Raw genomic sequence first — 21,456 nt, forward strand, 5'->3', positions numbered from 1 at the left:
CGTCAGACATCCCTCTGTTCGCGATCGCGCGCCGTAAAGCCGGTCACGCTCTCTTCCAGTCAGGCCATCATGCTCTGGCCAGAACCAGATCGGCCGCGCGGTCACCCGACCGCACCGATCCCTCGATGGTTGCCGGCAACCCCGTATCAGTCCAGTCCCCGGCGAGAAACAGGTTTTTGTAAGCGGTGACCGGACCCGGCCGCAGCGCGTTCTGCTCCGGCGTCGCCTCGAATGTAGCACGGCGTTCGCGCACGATCTGCCAGGGCGGTAACTCGCCCTGCACGCCACCTGCCTTGCAGACGTCGCGCCAGATCGCCTGCGCGAGTTCTTCACGCGGCATATCGACCAAACGGTCGCCATTGCTGATGGTAACCGACAGGCGTTGCGGGAACGCAAACAGCCATTCCACCAATCCGCCGACGACGCCAAGGATCGGCGCCGCATCCCTTGGCGGATCGAAGCGGAAATGCGCATTGACGATGGCGCGAAATTTCGTCGGGGTCTTGAGACCCGGCAGCAACGAGGCGGCGGGACGCGGCGGAACGGCGAGCACCACGACATCGTCGGGCGCGAGCGAAATCGCGTCATCGCCAAATTTCAATTGACTGACATTGTTGCCGTTCATCACAAACTCGCGCAGCTCGTGGCCGAGCTGAACGGTGTCGCCCCTGTCCTGCAGCAGCTTGATCGCAGGTTCGATCAAGACCGAACTCAGCCCGTCGCGGGCGATCAGCGGCCGGCAGGCCTGGCCGCCGGCGAGCAGCGTTTCACGGACGATCGCGCCGGCCAGCCCCGCCGAGCCCTCCGGCGGATCGACGTTGAGCGCGGCCAGCAGCAACGGCTGCACCAGCCGCTGGTACAGCGTGCCCTCGCAGGGGATCGCCTTGCCGACCAGTTTGTCCGTCCCTGCCCAGATCAGAGGCATCAGTGCGAGATAATCGCGCAAGGACGTGTCGGGCACCCGGCGCGCCTCGTCGAACACCCACAGCGGCAGCCGGCCATCGCCGAGATCGAGCTGCCAGCGCTGGCCGGTCGAGACGTCGCAGAAGGGAAACTGCGCGCGCTTCGGTCCGACCAATCCCGCCTCGGTGCCGATCGAGCGCGCATAGGCCAGCGCATGGCTGTTGCCCGACAACAGCAGGTGATTGCCATTGTCGATCATCAGATTGGTGGCGGCGTCGAAATAGGAGCGGCAACGGCCGCCGGTCGTTTGCGTGGCCTCGTGGACGCACACCTTGTAATTGGCGTTCGCGAGCCGGACGGCGGCGGAGAGGCCGGAAATGCCGGCGCCGATGATGTGAGCGGTTTTTTGCATCAGATGATCGCGTAACGGAGAAGGATGCCGATCTTGGCCATCTTGGTGACGCGGACCGGCGCGCGCGGCGCGGCAAAGCCCCGTTCCAGCAACAGGTCGAGGATAGCGCGGTAATATTTCGACATGATCCGGGGCGCACGCACCTTGCGCCGCGAATTGCGCTTCATGATCTCGTCGGCTTTCTCGAAATACGCCTTGGCCCGTTCGGCCAGCGGCTGGCATACTTTCGGCAATGCGCGCTCGACAATCACCTTGTGCGGATCATTGCTCGTGATCCCGGCATGCAATAGCGCTTCACGCGGCAGATACAGACGGCCAAGGGTGGCGTCCTCATCGATGTCACGCAGGATATTGGTGAGCTGCAGCGCGCGGCCAAGGTGATGCGCGAGCTCGACGCCGTCGTGCTCGGGCAACCCGAACACCCGCACCGACAGACGTCCGACGGCGCTCGCGACGCGGTCGCAATAGAGGTCGAGCGTTGCGAAATCCGGCGCACGGATGTCCTGCGGCACGTCCATTTCCATGCCGTCGACGACGGCCAGAAAATCCTCGCGCTTGAGACCGAAGGTCCGCACCGGGGCGACGTAATCCTGCAGGCGTGCCGGCGGACGGCCCTGATAGAGCGCGTCGATGTCGTCGCGCCATTGCTGGAGGCCGGCGAGCCGCTCGGGCCGCGGTTCGTGGGAATCGGCGATGTCGTCGACCTGCCGGCAGAAACTGTAGATCAGGAACATCGCCTCGCGCTGGTCGCGCGGCAGGATGCGCATCGCGGCATAGAACGAACTGCCCGACGCGGTGGTGCCGTAATTTGCGTCGGCCGCCGCCGTCTCTGACGTCATGCGCCGGCCGCCGGTTTCGACACGGGCCGCCGGCCCACCGCGCGGCGCGCAATCTCGCCGGCGACACCGCCGAGGCTTTGCGCCAGCAATTCGAGCGGACTGAGATGCACGCGCTCAGCGAGCGGATCGCGCACCTTCAGCATGCCTACGATCTTGTCGGCAAAGGCCTGGATCACCGAAATCTCGAGGCCGAGGCGGAAATCCTTCACTTCGGCCGCCAGCGATTTGCTTTCGTTGAGCACGGTCTCGGTCCGCACCGCGAGCGCCTGCAGGCACTTCAGCAAAGCGGGCGGTGACTTCGCCTCACCCAGCATCTCGACCGTAGCACCGGCGGCCGCCAGCGCGTCGCGCGGCAGGTAGACACGGTTGAGATCGCGAAAATCCTTGGCGCAGTCCTGCAGATGGTTGTTGATCTGCAGGCCGGCGCACAGCGCATCGGAAGCGGCCCAGGTCGAGGTGCTCTCGCCGTGGACGTCGAGCATAAAGCGACCGACCGGCATCGCCGAGTAGCGGCAATAATGGATCACGTCGTCCCAGTTCTCGTAACGCAGCTTGGTGACGTCCATACGGAACGCGATCAGCACGTCGAGCGCGTGGCGGGGGGGCATCTCGCGCGCGGCGAGCGCGCGGCGCAGGCTGACCGCCTCCTTCTGGGTGTCGCCCTTGCCGAGCAACTCTGCTTCAAAGAGGTCGAGAAGCCTCAGCTTTTCGTCCGGCGGCAGCGTCGCGTGATCGGCGATGTCGTCGGCCGTCCTGACGAAATTGTAGAAACTGAGAATCAGCGCCCGGTGACGTGGATGAATGATCCACGACGCGACCGGAAAGTTCTCGTCACGGTGGGTTTTTCCGGATCGCAGTTCGCTCGCGCTGGTCATCAAAAGCTGGCTACATTGGTCCAAATGGCGGCACGCGCCGATATCAGGCGCATGCGACGGATCGCGAGCCCCATATAGGGGAATACGCCGCCAAAACCAATGCTATCTGGGGCATCAAGCCCATGCCGCCGCTCCCGGCAAATATGCCGGAAACGGGCCTTGTATGACGGTTAACCGGTGCGGACGGGGGTTATTGCCCGTGGCTTTTCAGCACCTGGTCGCAGGCCGACGTGATCTTCGGACGGTTTTGCTGCAGGCAGGCCAGGATGGTGAAATCGCCCTGATCGATCACCGCGCGGCAAAAGCGCTGCACATCACGGGCGCAAGCCTTTTGCTCTTCCGGCGTTCCACTGCGCTGTTGCTGGGCGAAGGCATCCGATGACACCGCGATCGACAATAAAGAGAGAGCCAGGAAAAGTTTACGCATCGTATTCCTTCATTTCGGCAGCAAGAAATCCTGTTCCCGAATCGTGTTTCGGCATCGCCGGGACGGATTTGTTTGAAGACGCCGCGTAGCGCAGCAATGAGCCGACGACAAGCGCTGGTAAATGCGGCCAAATTTGCGGCGGCGCCGCCCATCCATTAACCAATTGATATCTAACGTTTATTCACGGCATAATTTTCTTCTTAATTGGCTGTTGCGGACCGGACCCCGCAAAGCTAGATGCTGCCGATGAAGCTCGCCGGGATTTTTCGATTCCAGTGCGTGAAAATGCCGCCTTTCGTGGCGCTATCGCCGCAGCTGGCATTTTGTCCTTTGAACCTAACATATCGCGGGAACACTAAATCTTCGATGTGGGCGAGACGTGTCTTTGGAAGAACGTCTATTTTGATGGGAAAATCACAATGAAAATGTTTGGTTCCAGTCTGTTTGGTCAGGCTCTCACGGCCGCTGGCGTTGGCGCCGCGCTGATGTTGTCGGTCTCCGCAGGCTACACGCAGGCGGGAGGCCCGTTTGCCGGTTTTGACGGAAATTGGGCGGGCGCAGGCACGGTCGCGCTGTCCAACGGCACCACGGAAAACATCCGCTGCAAGGCCGACTACAAGGTCAACGCCAATGGGCTCGGCCTGAAGCAGAACCTGAACTGCGCCAGCGACAGCTACAAATTCGTTCTCTCCAGCGACGTCACCAGCCAAGGTGACCGTATCTCCGGCAATTGGAGCGAGAAGAGCCGCAACATCTTCGGCAATCTGCAGGGCACCGCGGGCGGCGGACAGATCGACGTGTTCGTCGAGGCGTCCGGATTTGCGGCCAATTTGAACTTGCGGACCAACGGCACCAAGCAGATCGTCCAGATCAGCTCCAAGGGCGAAATCCGCGGCGTTAACATCACGCTGACGAAGACCTGATCAAGCGGTCTCTTTAGTATCAGAGCCAGGTTCTGTTGATTCAGAACCTGGCTCTTTTCGTTTAGACGGCTTTTTGCAAAAGCTTCCCATCGGTTATTTTGCGGCTATTTTGCCGGCTTGGCGTGAGCGCCGGTGCCGCGGATCTTTTCCGACAGGTTGATCAGGAACATCGACGTCGGCCGCAGGATGAAGAGATCCGCGACCAATGCTGCGACCATCGAGAAGGCGCTGAGCCAGCCAAACAGGCGCAGCGACGGCAGGTCGGAAAACACCGTCACGACGAGGCCGCAGGCCAGCACCACCGTGGTCAGGATCAGCGCCGGGCCGACCAGCACGGTCGCACGCTCCACCGCCAGTTCCGGACTGATGCCGGGCTTCGACTCCAGCCTCAATCGGTTCAGGAAGTGGATCGTCGCACTGAGGCCGAGGCCGAACGACACCGTCAGCGCCACCACGCTGGCAAATTGCAGCCCCTCGTCCATCAGCCACAGCACCATGCCCGACGCCACCACCGGGAAGATGCCCGGCAGGATGCAGGAGAACATCACCACGACCGAGCGGAACGCGAGGCCGATGAAGATCGCGACGAGCAGGAATTCGATCGTGAGGCCGTGGTTGAGCTTCTGGATCATGTTGGCGCTGTTGCGCGCGGCAATCGCCGACAGGCCCGTCACCGCGATCTCATAGCCCGGATGTTCGGCGCGCACCTTGTTGAGCGCGGCGTCGAGCTTGTCGACCACGGGAAGAATCTCGCTTGAATCGAGATCGGGCACGCGGCCCGACACCACCACGGCGTCCTGATCGGCCGAGATGAAGCGCCGCACCAGATGTTCGGGAATCACGCTGACATATTCCTTCAGCGTCCCGACATCGCTGCTGCCCGCCTTCTCGGAAAGCCAGCGGCGCAGCGTTTCCAGCGACCAGACATTGCCGACGCCGGCCGCGGTTTCCACCATCGAATGGACGTCGGCGATCGTCTTCAGGGTGTCCGGCGAGTAGAGCGAGGCGCCTTTGGGGAATTCGATCAGCACGTCGATCGGGTTGGCGCCGGTGAGCTTGGCATCGAGACGACTCGACGCCGCCACCGCCTGGCGCTTGTCGGGCACCTGGTCGGCGAGACGATAACGCGGCTCCAGCGTGGCGTAGATGTAGCCGAGGCCGGCGACCAGGATCACCGCGAGCAGGCTGAACAGCCCCGGGCGGCTCACCATGCGCACGGCGATCCAGTAGCAGAAATTGCGCAGCGCCTGAACGCCGGCGTCGGCGCCCTGGAATTTCACCGCCATGATCTTTTCGTTGCGCACCAGAAGCACGCCGAAGGCAGGCACCAGCGACAGCACCGCGATCAGCGCGATGATGGTGGCGGCAAGGCCCGCCTCGCCGAACTTGCGGATCAGCTCGGAGTCGGAGAATTGCAGCGCGATGAACGAGATGCCCGCGGTGCCATGGGTCAGCACGCAGGCCGGCCCCACCACCAGCACGGCGTTCCTGAAGGCGGTGTATTTGTCCTGTCCCGCGATCAGCCGGTCGCGCGCCGCGAAGGTCAGCTGCATCGAATCGGAGAAGCTGATCACCATGATGAGCGGCGTCATCACGTTGAGGAACATGTTGAGATTGAATCCGGCCCAGCCGAGACCGCCCAGCGCAAGCAGGATCGCGATGATCGGCGGGAACGCCGCGATGATCATGAACGATATCTTGCGGAAGAAGATGATCGCGATGATGCAGCCGGCCAGGATGCCGAGGATGTTGTAGGTCAACCCGTCGCGCTTGACCGCGTTGCGGATCTCGAGCTGCATGACCGGAACGCCGGACAGCTGCGCATTGAGCCCGCTGCCAGCGAGATCGTCAGCCATGATCTTCCTGATATCGGCGATCACCTTGGTCAGGCTTGAACTGCCGACGATCGAAGGTTCGAGCGACAGCACCATCAGCGCCAGCGTGCCGTCCTCGGACAGCAATTTGCCGCGAATGATCTCGTTGGTCTTAACGGTCTCGACGAACTTGTCGTAGGCTGCACCTTCCGGCAGCTCGGAGGGGAACAGCGCCGCCGGCAACTTGCCGCGCTCCGGCGCCTGACGCGCCGAAAACAGCGACACCAGGCCGCGTACGCCATCGACCAGTTGCAGGTCCGTGACCATGTCACGGATCTTTTCGAGATTGGGGCGCGCCAGCAGCGTCTTGCCTTCGACCACCACCAGCACGTCGAATTCGGTCGCCGGAAAGCGCTTTGTGACGGCTTCGTACTGCTTGTAGTCCTTGGAATCGGAGCGGAACAGCTGGCTCAGCGAATCATCGATTTTGATGCGCTGGATGCCGAAGATCGCCGCGATCATCAGGGCGGCCAGGATGAGGCAGGACAGGATGGGCGCCTTCATCGCGATGAGCCCCATGCGCTCGAGCCCGAAGGCGATGCTCTGCCCGGGCGGCGGCGGCTCCTCGATCTCCTCGACGTGGACCCGACTTTCGGTGTTCTTTTCGAGCATACCCTGTCCAGTTCTCACGTCGGCTTGAATTGTAGCTTGGGTTGCGGGCGCGGATGCGGCTCAGTCAGCCCGATATCTGATTGGCGCTGATTGGCGCTAGCCCTTGAAATCACGCGGTAAATTAACCGCCGCCGTTTTACAGGCCCGGACCGCATACGGCAAGCGCGCGGCGGGGGTCAAATCGCCGTGCAGATCACGAAAATGGCCGCTAAGTCTCTGATTTGTCACACTCGAACTAACCAGTCCCGATTCGCGCTGGCGTCCCGCCGCTTTCATCTTTTAGTGCGACGCCCGTGATTTGCCGGGCCAGCCCCTCGCGCACCAGCCAGGCGATCTTGAAGGCCGCTTCATCATAGCTCAGCCCCGCGCCGTGGATGTTGGAGACGCAGTTACGCATCGCGTCGGTGAGGCCGATGCGCGGCGCAAAGGTCAGATAGGCCCCGAGGCTGTCCGGCGCCGACAGGCCCGGCCGCTCGCCGATCAGCATCAGGACCATCTGCGCGCCGAACAAGGCGCCGATCTCGTCCCCCAGCGCCACGCGCGCGCCGGAGGCGACCGCGGTACCGCTGAGCTGGATCCCGGCTTCCTTCAATCGCCGAACCAGATTGCGAACCAGTTCGATCGCATGGACATTGACCGCCGCCGGGGACAGGCCGTCGCCGACCACGATGGCCAGCTGGCAGGGGCCACCGCTTCGGTCGGCCAGCGCGCGTTGCGAGGCCGGATCGAGCATGCGTCCGAGATCGGGGCGGCGCAGATAATCGCGCCGGCTGCGCACCTGACTGGAGAGGAGAACCGGCGCCAGTCCAAGACTGGCCAATCCCTCGACGAGACGCGACGTATCGAAGGCGCCATGAACGGCATCGCGAGCCCGCGCATGATCGAGGGTGAAGGCAAGCAGCGCCTCGGTCGGCATGCTGGCGCCGGCCCGGCCAAGCCCGACGCGCGCCGGCGTCAGTTCCCGCAGATCGCTCAGCGAACGGGACGGCGGCGCCGGTGTTTTCATATCGGCGCCTGTTTTGTTTGACGCGTCCTCTTCACGCGAACCGGTACCCACTTCGCTCGAAAACGCTCTGGTTACTCGGCGGGGACCGAGGCCTCGCGCAGCCGGATCGAATAGTTCGATGCGCTCTGCTGACCGCCGGAGGCTGCACGCGCGAACAGGATCAGATGGTGCGCGATCATCGCCGAACCAATCAGGCCCTCGATGTCGCCCTGCCGCAGCCGCCGCAGCGCGAATTTCCAGAACGCCTTCCGGTAGTCGCCTAGCACCCCGACTTTCCAGAAGATATTGCGCAGCATGATCAGGCCGCGCCGGATATTGGCCCAGCTGCGCATCTCCGGGGTGACAGGCCTTTTGATACGGTTGGCGTAGGTGTATTCGCACTGGTACTGATAGCGCGCGAACAGCCGCGCGGGTTCATAGGCGAATTCCATGCATTTGCGCCATGAACTGACCACCTGGTCATAGGGCAGCAGGAAATCGACATTGGAGTCGCGGCTTTCGTCTTCCTCGAGCAGCCGGCCTTCCTTTTGCAGCCGATCCCACAGCGGCGTCTTCGGCAGCGCCTGCAGCAGATTGATCGTCAGCAGCGGAATCCGGGATTCATCGACAAAGGCCAGCAACGCGTCGGCGGTCTCGGGCTTGTCGGTATCGAGACCCATGATGATGCCGGAGACGACCTCCATGCCATAGGAATTGATGGTGTGGATCCCTTCCAGGATCGGGACCATCATGTTGTGGTCCTTGTGCATCGCCTTCAGCGCGGCGGGATCGGGAGTCTCGATGCCGCAGAACACGGTGACGAAGAAAGCCTCCTGCATCAGCTGGAGAATCTCCGGCCGCTTGGCGATGTTCAGCGTCGCCTCGCACGCGAGCCGCGTGATGTAGCCGGTTCGCTTCTGCCATTCGACAAGATGCGGCAACAGGTCGAGCGCTGCCTTGCGGTTGCCGATGAAATTGTCATCGACGAAATACACCGTGTCGGTCATTCCACATTCGCGCAGCTTGTCGAGTTCGGCGATGATCTGCTGCGGTGATTTCAGGCGCGGATTGCGCCCATAGAGGCCGGGGATGTCGCAGAATTCGCACTGATAGGGACAGCCGCTCGAATACTGGATGCTGCCGAGGAGGTATTTTCTGGTCTCGGCGAGCTCATAGGCTGGAATCGGAAATTCCGTCATCGCGAGGCGATCGGCGGTCTTCAGCACCACCTGCTGCTCAGGCCGCGACGGGTCGCGCGCCAGTCGCGCGATCAAATCATTGGTCGCGTCGCCGAGTTCGCCGACATGGAGATAATCGAACGAGGGATAGTAATCCGGGCAGGCGCTCACCGACGGCCCGCCGATCGCAACCGCGAGGTCGAAGGCGTGGGCGCGGCGGCAGATGTCGTTCATCTGCTGGCGCTGGATGTGCATGCCGCTGACGAACACCGCTTCCGCCCACTCGAAGTCTTCTTGGGTGGCGGGGCGGAGGTTTTCGTCGACGAAGCGGACCGGCCAGTTGGCCGGCAAATAGGCCGCGATCAGCAGCAACCCCTGCGGCGGCATGAAAGCCTGGACGCCGTCGGTAAGAGGATAGGCGTACTCGAACGTGCCAAAAGAAGACGTGTATCGCGGGAAGACACACAGGATGCGCCGTGCCGTCTCAATGCCTTCAGCTCTCATCAAACTTCCTCAGCCAAAGCCCTATCGCAAATCTAAGCACGTCATTGAAGGGTGGGCCAGAAATTCTTCAAGATTGTGGCGGCCTCTTATAACCCGCTGGCGGCCCGATGGTTGCGTGACAGATTAGTCACCGGGCGCGCCCGGACGGTTCAAGCGATCAGCCGTGACGCAAATTCGGGTAGCAGGCCCGCGTCGCCCGCAAGGCGGAAATCGGCGCCGGCAAGCCCGCTGCGCAGCAGCCAGTCGTCGAATTCGGGCGCCCGCTTCAGTCCGAACAGGTCCCGGACATAGAGCGCATCATGGAATGAGGTGGATTGATAGTTCAGCATCACGTCATCCGCGCCCGGCACCCCCATGATGAAGGTGACACCGGCGGCCGCCAGCAGCGTCAGCAGATTGTCCATGTCGTCCTGATCGGCCTCGGCATGGTTGGTGTAGCAGACATCGACGCCGAGCGGCAGGCCGAGCAGCTTGCCGCAGAAATGGTCCTCCAGCCCGGCGCGGATGATCTCCTTGCCGTCATACAGGTATTCCGGGCCGATAAAGCCGACCACGCTGTTGACCAGCAAGGGATCGAAGGCGCGCGCCACGGCATAGGCCCGGGCTTCCAGGGTCTGCTGATCGACATTGTGATGGGCGCCCGCCGACAGCGCCGAGCCCTGCCCGGTCTCGAAATACATCACATTGTCGCCGACGGTGCCGCGGCGTAGCGATAACCCGGCCTGCTGCGCTTCCCGCAACAGCGCCAGATCGACGCCAAAGCTGCGGTTGGCGGCCTCGGTCCCTGCAATCGACTGGAATACTAGATCGACGGGCGCGCCCTGCCCGATCAGCCCGAGCGTGGTGGTGACATGGGTGAGCACGCAGCCCTGGGTCGGGATCTGCAGCCGCGCAATGACGCCGTCGAGCAGGCGCACGAGTTCGCCGATCACGGCCGGATCGTCGCTCGCCGGGTTGATGCCGATACAGGCATCGCCCGATCCGAGCAGGATGCCATCAAGGATCGAGGCCGTGATGCCCCTGGCGTCGTCAAAAGGATGGTTGGGCTGCAGGCGGACGCTCATGCGGCCTTTCAGGCCGATGGTGTTGCGAAACGCCGTCGCGACCGCGCATTTTTTCGCAACCAGGATAAGATCCTGGTTGCGCATCAATTTGGACACGGCCGCGGCCATTTCCGGCGTGATCCCGCGCGATATCTGCTTCAGCACCGCGGAGGTCGCAGCGTCCGAGAGCAGCCAGTCGCGAAAACCGCCCACCGTGAGCGACGAGATGGCCGCAAAGCCTGCCGCGTCATGGCTATCGACAATCAGCCGGGTGACCTCGTCGTCCTCGTAAGGCACCACCGTCTCGCTCAGGAACTGCTTGAGCGGGACATTCGCCAGCGCCATCCGCGCCGCAATCATCTGCTGGGCGCTGTCGGCTGCGACGCCGGCCAGGCGATCGCCGGAACGCGGTGGCGTCGCCTTGGCAAGCAGGTCGCGCAAATCATCGAAGACGTAAGAGGTGGCATCGATGGCTTGGCGATAGACCATGCTGATTTCCAGGTCCCTGCTCTCCGACTAGTTCAGTGTACCGTAATAGCGGCCGAAAAAGCTAATCTCATAAGCGATCGCGCCGAACACAAACAGCTTATGGAATCTCGGATTGCGCGTTATCGCGGCCACCACGCACAGCAGCACGAACGCGCCGATCCGCGGCAGATATTCCGGTCCCAGGGAACGTAGATGTTGCTCGCCCTTGATCAAGGTATCGACCACATCGAGCACTTCGGTCAGGGCGATCAAGCCAAAGAACCAGCGGCGGCGGTCGAGAAAATAGTCCTGATAGCCCTGATAATCATCGAGATCCTGAGGGAAAAGCAGCGCGCTCAGAAAATAGTACATCGACGCGTACACGCAAATGAAGGCATACAGGCCAAACGTCCATTGCTGCACGAAGCTCAGCCGAAACTCCCACCACCAGAACGTGACCACGTTCAGGAGTGCCCAGGCAACCCAGCCCAGATGAACCGACCAGATCGGGGTGCGGCCGGGATGCTGGATCAGTGTCGCGACGCCGCTGATCAGGCGGGTGACGCTGAGCCCGAGAATGATGGCGACCAGCACGCGAACGTGAAGATAGAGATCGACATTGCCCGTCAGGGCAGCAGTTTGAGCCATAAGCCCTCGTCCTCACCCACAAACGAACCACACGGTGCAGCAGTGTCCCGCGCACAGGATGGTCCCAGACGATGGCTCCAGGGTTTGCGCGTTCGCCCGCCCGGGCAAGACGAGCCGGACTCCGTTCCGTCGCTGCATTCGCTGTCTAGCTTGATTCGCGTTCGCCGTGTTTGCGAGTCACCCTGCGAGATAACACTTCTGCCATTTTACGGCAGGTTGGCGCGCCCTCACCTCGGTTGGCCGGCCCGCCGCGCGGATTGAGCGAGAGCCGCGAGCGGGCTGGCGGCAGCACGGGACTACAACGAAATTGCACCTCGTCCGTGAGTAACGCTTTGGTAAGACATGCGTGCTCCGGTCGCAGTGTCGCACTTGGCCGACCACCGCGATAACCATTTGAACTTCTTATATAATAATTCCAAAAGTTGCAGCTCTGCGAATCTCGCGCGTTAAGACATTGTCCATGAAAATTCTGCACAATTTGTCGACGGCCGACGGTGCTCAACCGGCCCCATTTGGAGTGCCGCGATGACCCAATCCATAAAATCCCCTAGCTCTTTTCCTGGTAGATCCATGCTGTCCCGCCTTTCGCTTGCAGCCAAGCTGTACTCAATCTTCGCGTTGTTCGCGGTCCTCGTCGCCGCCATCACGGCCCTCTCCGACTACAACACCCGACAGAACAACGCCCTCACTGAGGCCGTCGCGACGGCAAGCCGGGCTGCGCTCAACGTCGAACGGGTCAATTCGCTGGTCTATGCGGTGGTGATGGAATCGCGCGGCGTCTACATGTCGACGGAGCCGGCCGTCGTTAAGAGGTACGGCGACGGGCTGCTCAAATTCAACGAAAGCATTCTCGAAGTCGTCAGGAACTGGCAGGCGCTGGTACAGGCCGACGACGCCGAGCAATTCGCCACCTTCAAGAAGCGCATCGAACAATTCGTCGACTTCCGCAAGGAACTGGTTCGCCGCGGCGTCGAAATCGGCGCCGCCGCTGGCCGCGAATGGGGCGACAATGACGCTAACCGCCAGGTGCGCTCGGCCCTGAACAAGGATCTCGAAGCGCTTTCCAAGGTCTATGCCGAGCGCAGCAAGAAGCTGGCGCAGCAGGCCGACGCCAACCATACGCTGGCCTTCGTGCTCACGGGTCTGGGCGTGCTGGCGATCATCGTGGTCGTGATCGGCGTGCTGATCATTTCCCGCTCGGTCGCGCGTCCGCTGTCTGTCATCACCGACACCATCAAGCGCGTCGCCGAGGGCGCCGAAGGCGTCGAGGTGCCCCACGCCAATCGCGGCGACGAGATCGGCGCGCTGGCGCGCGCCATCAAGATTTTCCAGGAGGCGATGGATCGCAACCGCAACCTGAACTCGCAGGTGGTGGAGGATTCCAAGGCCCGCGAACAACGCACCCGGCAGATCGAAGCCTCGGTGGACGCGTTCCGTGAAGCGATCGGCGGCGTATTGCGCGCCGTCACCGACAACGCGACCTCGATGCGCGGCACCGCCGAGACCATCGCCAGCGTGGCGTCGGATGCCAGCGGACGCGCGGTTGCGGCGTCAGGCGCCACCGAGCAGGCTTCCAGCAACGTTTCCGCGGTCGCCAGCGCCGCCGAAGAACTGTCCGCTTCTGTTGAAGAGATCGGCCGCCAGGTTCGCCAGTCCGCCAGCGCGGTCGAACAGGCCGGTCTGCGCACGGAAAAATCCGTCACCGAGATCGAAGGGCTTGCAGCCGCAACGCAGCGCATCGACGGCGTGCTCAATTTGATCCAGGCGATCGCCGAGCAGACCAATCTGCTGGCGCTGAACGCGACGATCGAGGCCGCACGCGCCGGTGACGCCGGCCGCGGCTTCGCCGTCGTTGCCCATGAAGTCAAGGCGCTGGCCGAACAGACCGCCAAGGCGACCGCCGAGATCGGCCAGAATGTCGGCCTGATCCAGACCTCGACCAAGAATTCGGTCGATGCCGTGCGCGAAATCGGCAACGCGGTGCGCGAGATCAACGATGTGACGTCGGCGATTGCCGGCGCCATCGAGCAGCAGGATTTGGCGACCCGCGAAATCTCGCAGAACGCGCAACTGGCGGCGCAAGGCAACGGCACGCTGGTGGTCAATATCGGCTCGCTCAGCGACGCCATGGGCAAGACCAGCACGGCCGCGGCATCCGTCCTTACCGCCTCCAGCGACCTGACGGCGACGGCAGAAACGCTCTCGCGCGAGGTCGAAACGTTCTTCCGCAACCTGCGCGCCGACCCGGTCGACGATTTCAGGCGCACCGGCACCTAGAGCGGGATGAGGTTATCCTGAAGCGATATCGGATTCCCAAATCGGCGGATATCTGATCCGCCAGGCCGGCAACGCCAAGGGGTATCAACCCCTCACACATCCTTTTTACGTGTGCGCATTAACCATTTGTTAACCATACGCTTGCGATTGTCCCGGCATGGCCCCAGCGAATCGGAGGAGCACTATGGCCCGGGAGAGCAGAGCCACCATCAGGCAGCCATCCGCAATCCGTCGCCCTCACGTCTACAGCCTCGTCGTACCGCGGACGGACGGCGATGGTGACTCGGAATTCAGCTTCGAACTCGACGAGGTCCCATCAGCCCCGTCACCCACGGCCCTGCCGAAAGACGCCGATTCTCCAGACCATCTTCAAGCGCTTGAGCTGATCAGTGGCGCCGCCCAGGCCATGCAGATGGTGGAAAGCCACTCGCACAAGATCCAGGCCAAGGCGTTCGAACTGTTGCAGCACTCACGTTCGAAGCGAATTGAGGCTTCACAACAGATTGCCAGCCTCCAGGAAAGATTGATCGCAAGTGAGGCAAACGTAGAGCAACTCACCAAACGACTGGCCGAAGCCGAAGCGCGCGCGAATACAGCCGAGCACTGGCTGCGTCGCTTCCACGACGCCATCAACACGGCCTTCGCCGACAAGCGCGCGTGCCAGCCAGACAAGGTCTCATCGGCTGCCTAGAACATTGTCGGTTCTGATAGAATCAGCACCGAGCTCCAGTTTTTTGTTTTGACGCTTTTTCCACGCAGATGAGTCTACGCAATCTGCGTAAACTTGATTGCTGTGCGAACCGACACCGAGCAAGCACCCGCGCGCGGACTGCTTGTCCCTCAGCGAGAGATGACCCCGGCCGCCAGGGGCTTGAAGCGATATATCAGGTACGGAGACTTGTTCTCGGCCTTGCCGCCGTGGAACATCGCGGCAGCGGAAACCTGCGACGCCGATACGTACATATGGCCGTCCGGCGAATATGAAATACCGTCGGGCCAGACCATCTCGGCGTCGCTGGTGAGCGTGCGATATTTACGATCCGGCGTGATGACGCCGACCGATTTGGTCTCGACCGCCGTCAAATAGATGTTGCCCGCGAAGTCGATGGACAGCCCTCCGTTGTTCGGCTTGTCCGAGTAACGCTCCACCTTTGCGCCCAGCTGGGCATTCGAAAGGCTTTCATCGTTCAAATCGGCCACCCGGATCCGATACAGGCTGCGGCCGTTCAGCGGCGCGTAGTAGAGCCATTCGGCTTTGGCATCCATGGTGATCCCGTCGCAGCCGACCTTGATGATCACTGGCTTTCCGTCCTTGCCGGGGACGGTCAGGTCATTGCCGTCGACGGTGATCGGAATGTTCTCCGGGATCGTCGACTTGTCACCTTCAAGAACGCGCCGGGAGCGTCCGCTGTCTATGTCGATAACGATGATCGCTGCTTTCGAACCGTCACCGCCCGGTCCGATATCTTCGTCGGCAATGTAGAATTTGCGGTTCTTGTGATCGATGACGATGTCCTGCGGCTGCGATCCGGGCCGCGTCACAGGCTCAGGCATGTAGTAGATGCGTTCAAGCCTGTTGGCATTTGTATTCCAGCCGACGAGCTTCGGCGTGATCTTCGTGCGGAAGCCCATGTCGATCATCCAGACGATACCGTTCTCATCGGACCGTAACCCCAGGACGTTGTCGAGATACTGATCGCTGCCCTTCTGCGGTGTGTTCCACTGCGCATTCGGGAACGGCTCGAAGGTCGTAGCCGACGTGAGCTTCGCCACGCGCACGTCAGGACTGTAAAAGGGGTGGTGACTGAAGATCACCTGATTGTCGGGCGTGAATGCGATGTTGCCGACGGATTGCGGCAATCGGGCAACTATCTCTGTTGTCACGGTGTTGGATTGCTGTTGCGAAAAAGCGGGCGTCGCCGCCGCCAGCGCGACCATGAATGCGGGCACATTGATGCGCATTTCAGTTTTCCTCGTTGAAGGGTTTCCAAATTTCGACGAATTAATTCCTTGCCCGCCGCGGTCGTCGCTCCGCCGCGGGCTTTGGTTGCAATAAAATCTGAACGCTTGTCGTCCCGAGGCACTCATCGCGAGATTTCGCATGTCGCCTACCGTGCGCGCGTCACGCCGGTCGATCGAGTCCGCAAACAACGAGTGCCGAACTTGCGTGACAGAGATAGCGCGCTAGGGTTATATCCAGCAAGTACGCACAGCGCTGGCACTAGGTACCACGGAGTGAACCATGCAAGACCTGTTCGCCAAGAAGTACGACTGCGCAGCCGGCTGTCCCGTGGAAGTGACGCTGGATTTGATCGACGGAAAATGGAAGGCGATCATCCTCTATCATCTCCTGAAGGGAACACTGCGCTTCAATGAGTTGAGACGCCGCCTGGCAAAAATCACCCAGCGCATGTTGACCCGACAGTTACGCGAGCTCGAGGAAGTCGGCCTCGTGAGCCGGACGATCTTTGCGGAAGTGCCACCCCGCGTCGAATATTCGCTGACAGCTCAGGGACAATCGTTGGAGCCGGTCATCCGTGCCTTGTGGATCTGGGGTGACGCGCACCTCGCCCAGCGAAGCCAGCAAACGACAAATCCGGTGCCCGTTATCAAGCGCGAGGAGCCGAAGCGTCGAGCTGCTGTCGCTGTCCGGGCGATGCGATGAACCTGGTGCGCGAGTTGGAGACCTCAGCCCGAAGCGTCTGAGCCGTCCCACTGTACCAACTCTACGGTGATGCCCTCGGGACCCTCGAAGAGCCGCAGCTTTCGGCTGATGTAGTCCATCTCGTCACTCAGCACGGTTACGCCGTTGGCCACGAGGCGCGCGGTAGCCGCCTCAATGTCGTCGACGCGGAACGCGAGATGATTGAAGCCCAGTTTTCGCAGATTCGTCGGGTGCGCACCCGGATCGGTCCCCGGTGGCGGGTCAAACTCAAGCAGCTGAATTTCGAAATGAGGATCCGCTCCTTCAAGCACGAGGGTGATGTGCTGCGCTTTCATGCCCGGCATGCCCATGTACCGGGCGGGAAGGCCACCGTCGATCGTCGCGACGTGACCCTTTCTGAAGCCAAGCAGCGCGAAGAACGCGATCGCCCGGTCGGCGTCTGCCACTGCGATCGTGATATGATCCGGATTGAGTATCATCTGGTCACTCCCTGTCATCAACGCCGCGCACTCGGCCGCACCGGCTTGCCTCCGTCAGGTGAGCTACCGGCAAATAGCGCACCCGCCCCTTAAGGCTACCAGCTCGCTCCGTCGCACGGTAGGCGGGCCAGCCCGCGGCGAAGTCTGCTTCGGGTCACAAGCTGGTCCGCTCATGGCCCGAAAGTGGACGGTCCCGGATTTACAAGTAACGCGCGAGCGAGCGCTGCGGACAAAGACTGCACGGCGCGATTGACGAAAGCCTCGCGCCGCGAGGATCACTACCAGCGCCTGACGTTGCAGATGGTCGGCTTCAATCATGGAATCATCGCCACCAATAGAGCGGGCCGGCCTTGATCTGGGTCAAGGACGTGACGCAGGCCAGCAAGCACTGTGCCGTAGTGGGGGCTCTCTTTCGCAACGGAGAAACGCATGAAACATGTAAGAAGGACTGTCCTTGTAGCTACCGCCTTCACGTGTGCGGCATTGTTCTCCTTCGGTTGGTCTGAGCAAGGCGGCATCTCACTCTCAATCGAGAGTGCCCAGGCAAGAATCGGTCGTCCGCTGACGCCTGTGAGCGTCGCGGGTGTTGCGCGTCGACAGGCGCGGCGCGGTGCGTACGGGTATGGGGCCGGGGTAGTCGGCGCTGGCCTTGCAGGCGCCGCCGTCGTCGGCACGGCTGCGGCCGTTGCTGCCGCGCCTTACTACGGAAGAACAGGCTATTACTCCGGCGGTCCTTACGCGGCTTACGGGTTCCCCGCGCAGGACTACGCGACCCGCAACGGCTTTGTGTGCCAGCCTGGAACCATGACAAAACTCGACGACGGCAGGATGTATCCTTGCCAGTAGCTCTACCATGCGGAGACGCGGCTCGTTTGAGCCGCGTCTACCGTCTTGGGCCGCCGGCGCTCCCTGGAAACGACGCGGATTACTCCACCGGCACCACGTCCACGGCCACCGCGAGCTTTTGCTTGCGCGATCCTACGATGATGCCATCGACCGGCGAGACGTCGGAGAAGTCGCGTCCGACCGCCAGGATGATGTGGTCGTTCTCGACCAAAAGGTCGTTGGTCGGATCGAACCCGATCCAGCCGATCTCGCTGCCGCACCACACCGACACCCACGCGTGGGTAGCGTCGGCACCCTGCAGGCGCGGCTTCCCCGCCGGCGGGTAGGTGCGTAAGTAGCCGCTGACATAGGCCGCCGGCAGCCCGAGGCCGCGAAGGCCTGCGATCATCACGTGGGCAAAGTCCTGGCAGACGCCGTGACGTTTCTCGAACACTTCCCGAAGCGGCGTCGAGATCACGGTGGCTTTCGGATCATATTTGAACTGGTTGCGGATGCGGTGCATCAGGTCGACCGCGCCTGTGAGAATGCCCTGCCCTTGCGGAAAGCTTGCCGCGGCGTAAGCCGTGACCGGCCCGAGCACCGGCACCAGCGAACTTGCAAAGACGTAGCCGACCGGCGAGGCGGGGCCGAGGCTCGATGCCTCGAGGGCGACGTCGCGCACGCATTCCCATGACGGGCTCGGCGCGGTGCGGCCAAGCGCCTGGCGCGATACCTGCACCCGCGACCTGGAATCGATCCGCAAGCTGCGATGCGCGGTTTCGATAAGCACGCTCTCGGTATGGGTTCCGAAAAAATCCCGCCGTATCGTGCGCTCCGCCGGCTTGGGGCGGATCTCGACGGAGTGCGAGACCAGTTGCTGCCCGTCGCCGCTGCGCGGCTCGAGCCGCAGCGAGCAGCGCGCGAAACTCACCGGGCTCTCATAGCTATAGGTCGTGACGTGACGGATGTCGTAGATCACGCGAGGCCCGTCAGCTTCTCCGGCCGGCTCGCATTGGGTCCGTGCGGGAAGTAATGCAGGCCGATGGCGTCGGCGAGGTTGAGCAGATCCTGCTCCAGCGCGAACAGGGCTTTGACATCCAGCGCCGCGGCCTCCGCGGTCGTCAGCATCGCCTGCAACGCCACGGCCAGACGCTGCGGCCGCTCGATCAAACCATGCTCCTTGAGGCTCGGAAGGCTCGCAATGTGCTCGTTGAGCGCCGCCACCTGGAACGCGACCGAGCGCGGATTGTAGGGGTCGAGCACCGCCAGATCGCGCACCGGCGCCAGCGCCGGGCCGACCAGATAGCGCGAACGGTAGGTGATCTGGCAATCCACCAGCGTCAGCAGGACGTCAAGGTCCTCGTCGCCGGCTTCGTCATAGGCGAACTGACGCGCAAACCGCGCGGTGTTGATGGCGCGCTCGGCGCGGCGGCCCATCTCGAGGAAGCGCCAGCCGGCGGCGCGGTTCATGTTCTCCTGCGCCAGCCCGGCAAAGCTCGCGAGCTCCTGCAAGGACAGTTCGGCGGCGCTGACGATGCCGTCATCATCGTCGGCCTCCACAGAGAGGCGTTCCACCATCTCGGTGATGACCTGCCAGGCATCGGGCGAAAGCCGCTCCCGCAGCGAAGTCGCGGTGCGCTGCGCCGATCGCAGCAGCGACAGTGCCGAGCCGAATTTTTCCGCACTCTGCAGCGCCTCGGCGGCGACCTTGGCGGAATTGGCCCGGCTCGCCTGCGACGTCGCTCCCCAGGTCACCAGAAGACGCTGGATGCGCTCGACCGAATGCAGCGCGGTCGATGCCCCGGTCGGTGCGCCCTTGGCGGACTCGCGCGTCGGCGTGCCGAGCGCGCGGATCAGCCGCAGTGTCGCCTCGGCACGTTCGAGATAGCGGCCGAGCCAGAACAGATTGTCTGCGGCACGGCTCGGCACCACACCGGCGATGCGCCTGATCCGCACCGTGTCGGCCGCCGGCAGCAGCGTCGAAGCCGCTATTGGTTTGTCGGACACCACCCAGACGTCGGCCGATCGCGCCCCGTCGCCCATCGATACGGCGCGGGCATCGGGCTCATCGGCGATCCGGCAGAAGCCGCCCGGGAGGATGGTCCAGCCGTTCGGCGTGGCGGCGGCAAACACCCGGAGCACGAACGGACGCGGCGTGATCCGGCCGTTCTCCCAAGTCGGCGTCGTCGACAGCCGCACCAGCTCCTGGCCGACAAAGTCGATGCCGCGGTCGGAAATCGCAGACCTGAGCCGCTCGCGCTCGGGCGGCGACAATTCACCTGATAGCACCGGGCCGTTGCTCGCAAAGCCCGGCACGGCACGGCCATACGCGCCCTCGATCGCAAAATCGTCGAGCCGCGACAGCACTTCCTCGCGCGCCGATTTCTGGCCGCACCACCAGGTCGCGATGTGCGGCATCAGCAAGTCCTCGCTGAGCAGACGGCGGCACAGATTGGGCAGGAAGCCGAGCAGCGCCCGCGCCTCCAGCACGCCGGAGCCGGGCATGTTGGCGACGACGACGCCGCTCTTTCGCAGCACGTCGATCAGGCCGGGCACGCCAAGATGCGAGGACGCATCGAGCTCCAGCGGATCGAGGAAATTGGAATCGACCCGGCGCAGCAGCACGTCGAGCCGCTTCAGGCCGGCGACGGTACGGATATGGATGCGGTCGCCGCTGACGGCGAGGTCATCGCCCTCGACCAGCAGGAAGCCGAGATAGCGCGCGATCGTCGCATGTTCGAAATAGGTTTCGTTGAAGGCGCCTGGCGTCAGCAATCCGATGCGCGGCTCGTCGCGGTCGGCGCTCGCGCGCAACGAGTCGCGGAACGCCTCGAAGAACGGCGCGACGCGTTCGACATTCATCGACTTGTAGAGATTGGAGAAGGCGCGCGACAGCACCAGGCGGTTTTCCAGCGCGTAGCCGGCGCCCGACGGGGCCTGCGTACGGTCGCTGAGCACCCACCAGCGACCGTCGGGGCCGCGGCCGACATCGGCGGCGTAGAGATGCAGATAGCGTCCGCCCGGCGGTTTGACGCCGCAGACCGCCCGCAGATATTCGTTGCTGCCGGCGATCGCCGCCGCGGGCACCGCGCCATCAGCCACAAGCCGGCCCTCGCCATAGAGGTCGCGCAGTATCATTTCGAGCAATTGCGCGCGCTGGGCGATGCCCGTGGTCAATTGCCGCCAGTCGTTCTCGTCGATGATCAGCGGCAGATGGCTCAGCGGCCAGAGCCGGTCGGCGGTCTCGCCGGGCGCGCGATAGGTGACGCCGGCCTCCCGCAAATGGCGGTCGGCGGAGGCGAATCGGCGCTCGATGTCGGCGGGCGAAAGCGCGGCAAAGGCGTCGAAAAACCGCGCCCAGGCCGGCCGGGGCGCACCGTCCTGGCCGATATATTCATCGGGAATTCCGGGCAACCGGGCGTAATCACGGGTCCATTGCGCCATCCGGCGCTGGCCCGGACGAGCCTTGTTATCCTGACTGCCGGCTTGCCCCGCCATCCGACTCTCCGATCTCAGCGC

The 21,456-nt window shown here is 62.9% G+C and carries 17 protein-coding genes; 4 read left to right on the forward strand and 13 right to left on the reverse strand.

Annotated features, from left to right (window positions below; genetic code table 11):
* Positions 1-67 precede the first annotated feature (67 nt).
* From hpnE to JQ575_RS11750, 4 genes are all read right to left on the reverse strand, one after another.
* On the reverse strand, positions 68-1,315 hold the full coding sequence (gene hpnE, locus JQ575_RS11735) for a hydroxysqualene dehydroxylase HpnE (protein ID WP_212033347.1): 1,248 nt from the start codon (positions 1,313-1,315) through the stop codon (positions 68-70).
* Entirely contained in the window at positions 1,315-2,154 is an 840-nt protein-coding gene (gene hpnD / locus JQ575_RS11740) for a presqualene diphosphate synthase HpnD (RefSeq protein WP_212033348.1), read from the reverse strand. Before hpnD ends, hpnE begins: the two co-directional genes overlap by 1 nt.
* A complete protein-coding gene (hpnC, locus tag JQ575_RS11745) occupies positions 2,151-3,029 on the reverse strand; it encodes a squalene synthase HpnC (RefSeq protein ID WP_212033349.1) in 879 nt (292 codons plus the stop codon). The genes hpnD and hpnC overlap by 4 nt, the downstream gene beginning before the upstream one ends.
* A gap of 190 nt (positions 3,030-3,219) precedes the next feature.
* Positions 3,220-3,456 (reverse strand): hypothetical protein, encoded by a 237-nt coding sequence (locus JQ575_RS11750; protein WP_212033350.1) that lies wholly within the window; start codon positions 3,454-3,456, stop codon positions 3,220-3,222.
* Positions 3,457-3,875: 419 nt separating this feature from the next.
* Here JQ575_RS11750 and JQ575_RS11755 point away from each other — a divergent pair, with 419 nt between their 5' ends.
* The gene (locus JQ575_RS11755) at positions 3,876-4,379 is read left to right on the forward strand and encodes a hypothetical protein (RefSeq protein WP_212033351.1); all 504 of its coding nucleotides are present in this window, start codon (positions 3,876-3,878) and stop codon (positions 4,377-4,379) included.
* 104 nt (positions 4,380-4,483) lie between these two features.
* Here the strand turns inward: JQ575_RS11755 and JQ575_RS11760 are convergent, their stop codons facing one another.
* The 5 genes from JQ575_RS11760 to JQ575_RS11780 all read right to left on the reverse strand — a co-directional run bounded on the left by JQ575_RS11760 (position 4,484) and on the right by JQ575_RS11780 (position 11,691).
* Positions 4,484-6,865 (reverse strand): RND family transporter, encoded by a 2,382-nt coding sequence (locus tag JQ575_RS11760; protein WP_212033352.1) that lies wholly within the window; start codon positions 6,863-6,865, stop codon positions 4,484-4,486.
* A gap of 235 nt (positions 6,866-7,100) precedes the next feature.
* On the reverse strand, positions 7,101-7,871 hold the full coding sequence (gene eutC, locus JQ575_RS11765; RefSeq protein WP_212033353.1) for an ethanolamine ammonia-lyase subunit EutC: 771 nt from the start codon (positions 7,869-7,871) through the stop codon (positions 7,101-7,103).
* A 71-nt stretch (positions 7,872-7,942) separates the two neighbouring features.
* Entirely contained in the window at positions 7,943-9,532 is a 1,590-nt protein-coding gene (locus JQ575_RS11770; protein ID WP_212033354.1) for a B12-binding domain-containing radical SAM protein, read from the reverse strand.
* Between the two features lie 149 nt (positions 9,533-9,681).
* Complete coding sequence (locus JQ575_RS11775; protein WP_212033355.1) at positions 9,682-11,064, reverse strand: ethanolamine ammonia-lyase subunit EutB; 1,383 nt, start codon at positions 11,062-11,064, stop codon at positions 9,682-9,684.
* A 27-nt stretch (positions 11,065-11,091) separates the two neighbouring features.
* Complete coding sequence (locus JQ575_RS11780; RefSeq protein ID WP_212033356.1) at positions 11,092-11,691, reverse strand: hypothetical protein; 600 nt, start codon at positions 11,689-11,691, stop codon at positions 11,092-11,094.
* Between the two features lie 570 nt (positions 11,692-12,261).
* On the opposite strand from JQ575_RS11780, the gene JQ575_RS11785 reads away from it, so the two are divergent.
* Both JQ575_RS11785 and JQ575_RS11790 read left to right on the forward strand, forming a co-directional pair.
* Entirely contained in the window at positions 12,262-13,968 is a 1,707-nt protein-coding gene (locus JQ575_RS11785; protein WP_212033357.1) for a methyl-accepting chemotaxis protein, read from the forward strand.
* A gap of 184 nt (positions 13,969-14,152) precedes the next feature.
* On the forward strand, positions 14,153-14,659 hold the full coding sequence (locus tag JQ575_RS11790; protein WP_212033358.1) for a hypothetical protein: 507 nt from the start codon (positions 14,153-14,155) through the stop codon (positions 14,657-14,659).
* Between the two features lie 149 nt (positions 14,660-14,808).
* Here JQ575_RS11790 and JQ575_RS11795 read toward each other — a convergent pair whose 3' ends face one another.
* Positions 14,809-15,930 carry an L-dopachrome tautomerase-related protein gene (locus JQ575_RS11795; RefSeq protein WP_212033359.1) on the reverse strand — a complete coding sequence of 374 codons (1,122 nt, stop codon included), beginning with the start codon at positions 15,928-15,930 and terminating at the stop codon, positions 14,809-14,811.
* A gap of 280 nt (positions 15,931-16,210) precedes the next feature.
* Between JQ575_RS11795 and JQ575_RS11800 the strand changes: the two genes are divergently transcribed.
* Positions 16,211-16,633, forward strand: a complete 423-nt coding sequence (locus JQ575_RS11800; protein ID WP_212033360.1) for a helix-turn-helix domain-containing protein — start codon at positions 16,211-16,213, stop codon at positions 16,631-16,633.
* Positions 16,634-16,656: 23 nt separating this feature from the next.
* On the opposite strand, the gene JQ575_RS11805 is transcribed toward JQ575_RS11800, so the two are convergent.
* The 3 genes from JQ575_RS11805 to JQ575_RS11815 all read right to left on the reverse strand — a co-directional run bounded on the left by JQ575_RS11805 (position 16,657) and on the right by JQ575_RS11815 (position 21,435).
* Complete coding sequence (locus JQ575_RS11805; RefSeq protein WP_212033361.1) at positions 16,657-17,112, reverse strand: VOC family protein; 456 nt, start codon at positions 17,110-17,112, stop codon at positions 16,657-16,659.
* A 925-nt stretch (positions 17,113-18,037) separates the two neighbouring features.
* Positions 18,038-18,916 (reverse strand): transglutaminase family protein, encoded by an 879-nt coding sequence (locus JQ575_RS11810; protein ID WP_212033362.1) that lies wholly within the window; start codon positions 18,914-18,916, stop codon positions 18,038-18,040.
* Positions 18,913-21,435, reverse strand: coding sequence for a circularly permuted type 2 ATP-grasp protein (locus tag JQ575_RS11815; protein WP_249166593.1), 2,523 nt, complete (start codon positions 21,433-21,435; stop codon positions 18,913-18,915). Before JQ575_RS11815 ends, JQ575_RS11810 begins: the two co-directional genes overlap by 4 nt.
* Positions 21,436-21,456: the final 21 nt, after the last annotated feature.

The sequence above is a fragment of the Bradyrhizobium sp. JYMT SZCCT0428 genome (assembly GCF_018131075.1).
Taxonomy (GTDB): domain Bacteria; phylum Pseudomonadota; class Alphaproteobacteria; order Rhizobiales; family Xanthobacteraceae; genus Bradyrhizobium.

Excerpts from the sequence above, each read along its gene's own strand:
- JQ575_RS11805 (WP_212033361.1), bottom strand. The coding sequence starts at position 17,112 with ATGATACTCAATCCGGATCATATCACGATCGCAGTGGCAGACGCCGAC.
- JQ575_RS11815 (WP_249166593.1), bottom strand. The coding sequence starts at position 21,435 with ATGGCGGGGCAAGCCGGCAGTCAGGATAACAAGGCTCGTCCGGGCCAG.
- JQ575_RS11770 (WP_212033354.1), bottom strand. The coding sequence starts at position 9,532 with ATGAGAGCTGAAGGCATTGAGACGGCACGGCGCATCCTGTGTGTCTTC.
- JQ575_RS11780 (WP_212033356.1), bottom strand. The coding sequence starts at position 11,691 with ATGGCTCAAACTGCTGCCCTGACGGGCAATGTCGATCTCTATCTTCAC.
- JQ575_RS11755 (WP_212033351.1), top strand. The coding sequence starts at position 3,876 with ATGAAAATGTTTGGTTCCAGTCTGTTTGGTCAGGCTCTCACGGCCGCT.
- JQ575_RS11775 (WP_212033355.1), bottom strand. The coding sequence starts at position 11,064 with ATGGTCTATCGCCAAGCCATCGATGCCACCTCTTACGTCTTCGATGAT.
- JQ575_RS11800 (WP_212033360.1), top strand. The coding sequence starts at position 16,211 with ATGCAAGACCTGTTCGCCAAGAAGTACGACTGCGCAGCCGGCTGTCCC.
- JQ575_RS11750 (WP_212033350.1), bottom strand. The coding sequence starts at position 3,456 with ATGCGTAAACTTTTCCTGGCTCTCTCTTTATTGTCGATCGCGGTGTCA.
- eutC (WP_212033353.1), bottom strand. The coding sequence starts at position 7,871 with ATGAAAACACCGGCGCCGCCGTCCCGTTCGCTGAGCGATCTGCGGGAA.
- JQ575_RS11790 (WP_212033358.1), top strand. The coding sequence starts at position 14,153 with ATGGCCCGGGAGAGCAGAGCCACCATCAGGCAGCCATCCGCAATCCGT.
- hpnE (WP_212033347.1), bottom strand. The coding sequence starts at position 1,315 with ATGCAAAAAACCGCTCACATCATCGGCGCCGGCATTTCCGGCCTCTCC.
- JQ575_RS11795 (WP_212033359.1), bottom strand. The coding sequence starts at position 15,930 with ATGCGCATCAATGTGCCCGCATTCATGGTCGCGCTGGCGGCGGCGACG.
- hpnD (WP_212033348.1), bottom strand. The coding sequence starts at position 2,154 with ATGACGTCAGAGACGGCGGCGGCCGACGCAAATTACGGCACCACCGCG.
- JQ575_RS11760 (WP_212033352.1), bottom strand. The coding sequence starts at position 6,865 with ATGCTCGAAAAGAACACCGAAAGTCGGGTCCACGTCGAGGAGATCGAG.
- JQ575_RS11785 (WP_212033357.1), top strand. The coding sequence starts at position 12,262 with ATGCTGTCCCGCCTTTCGCTTGCAGCCAAGCTGTACTCAATCTTCGCG.
- hpnC (WP_212033349.1), bottom strand. The coding sequence starts at position 3,029 with ATGACCAGCGCGAGCGAACTGCGATCCGGAAAAACCCACCGTGACGAG.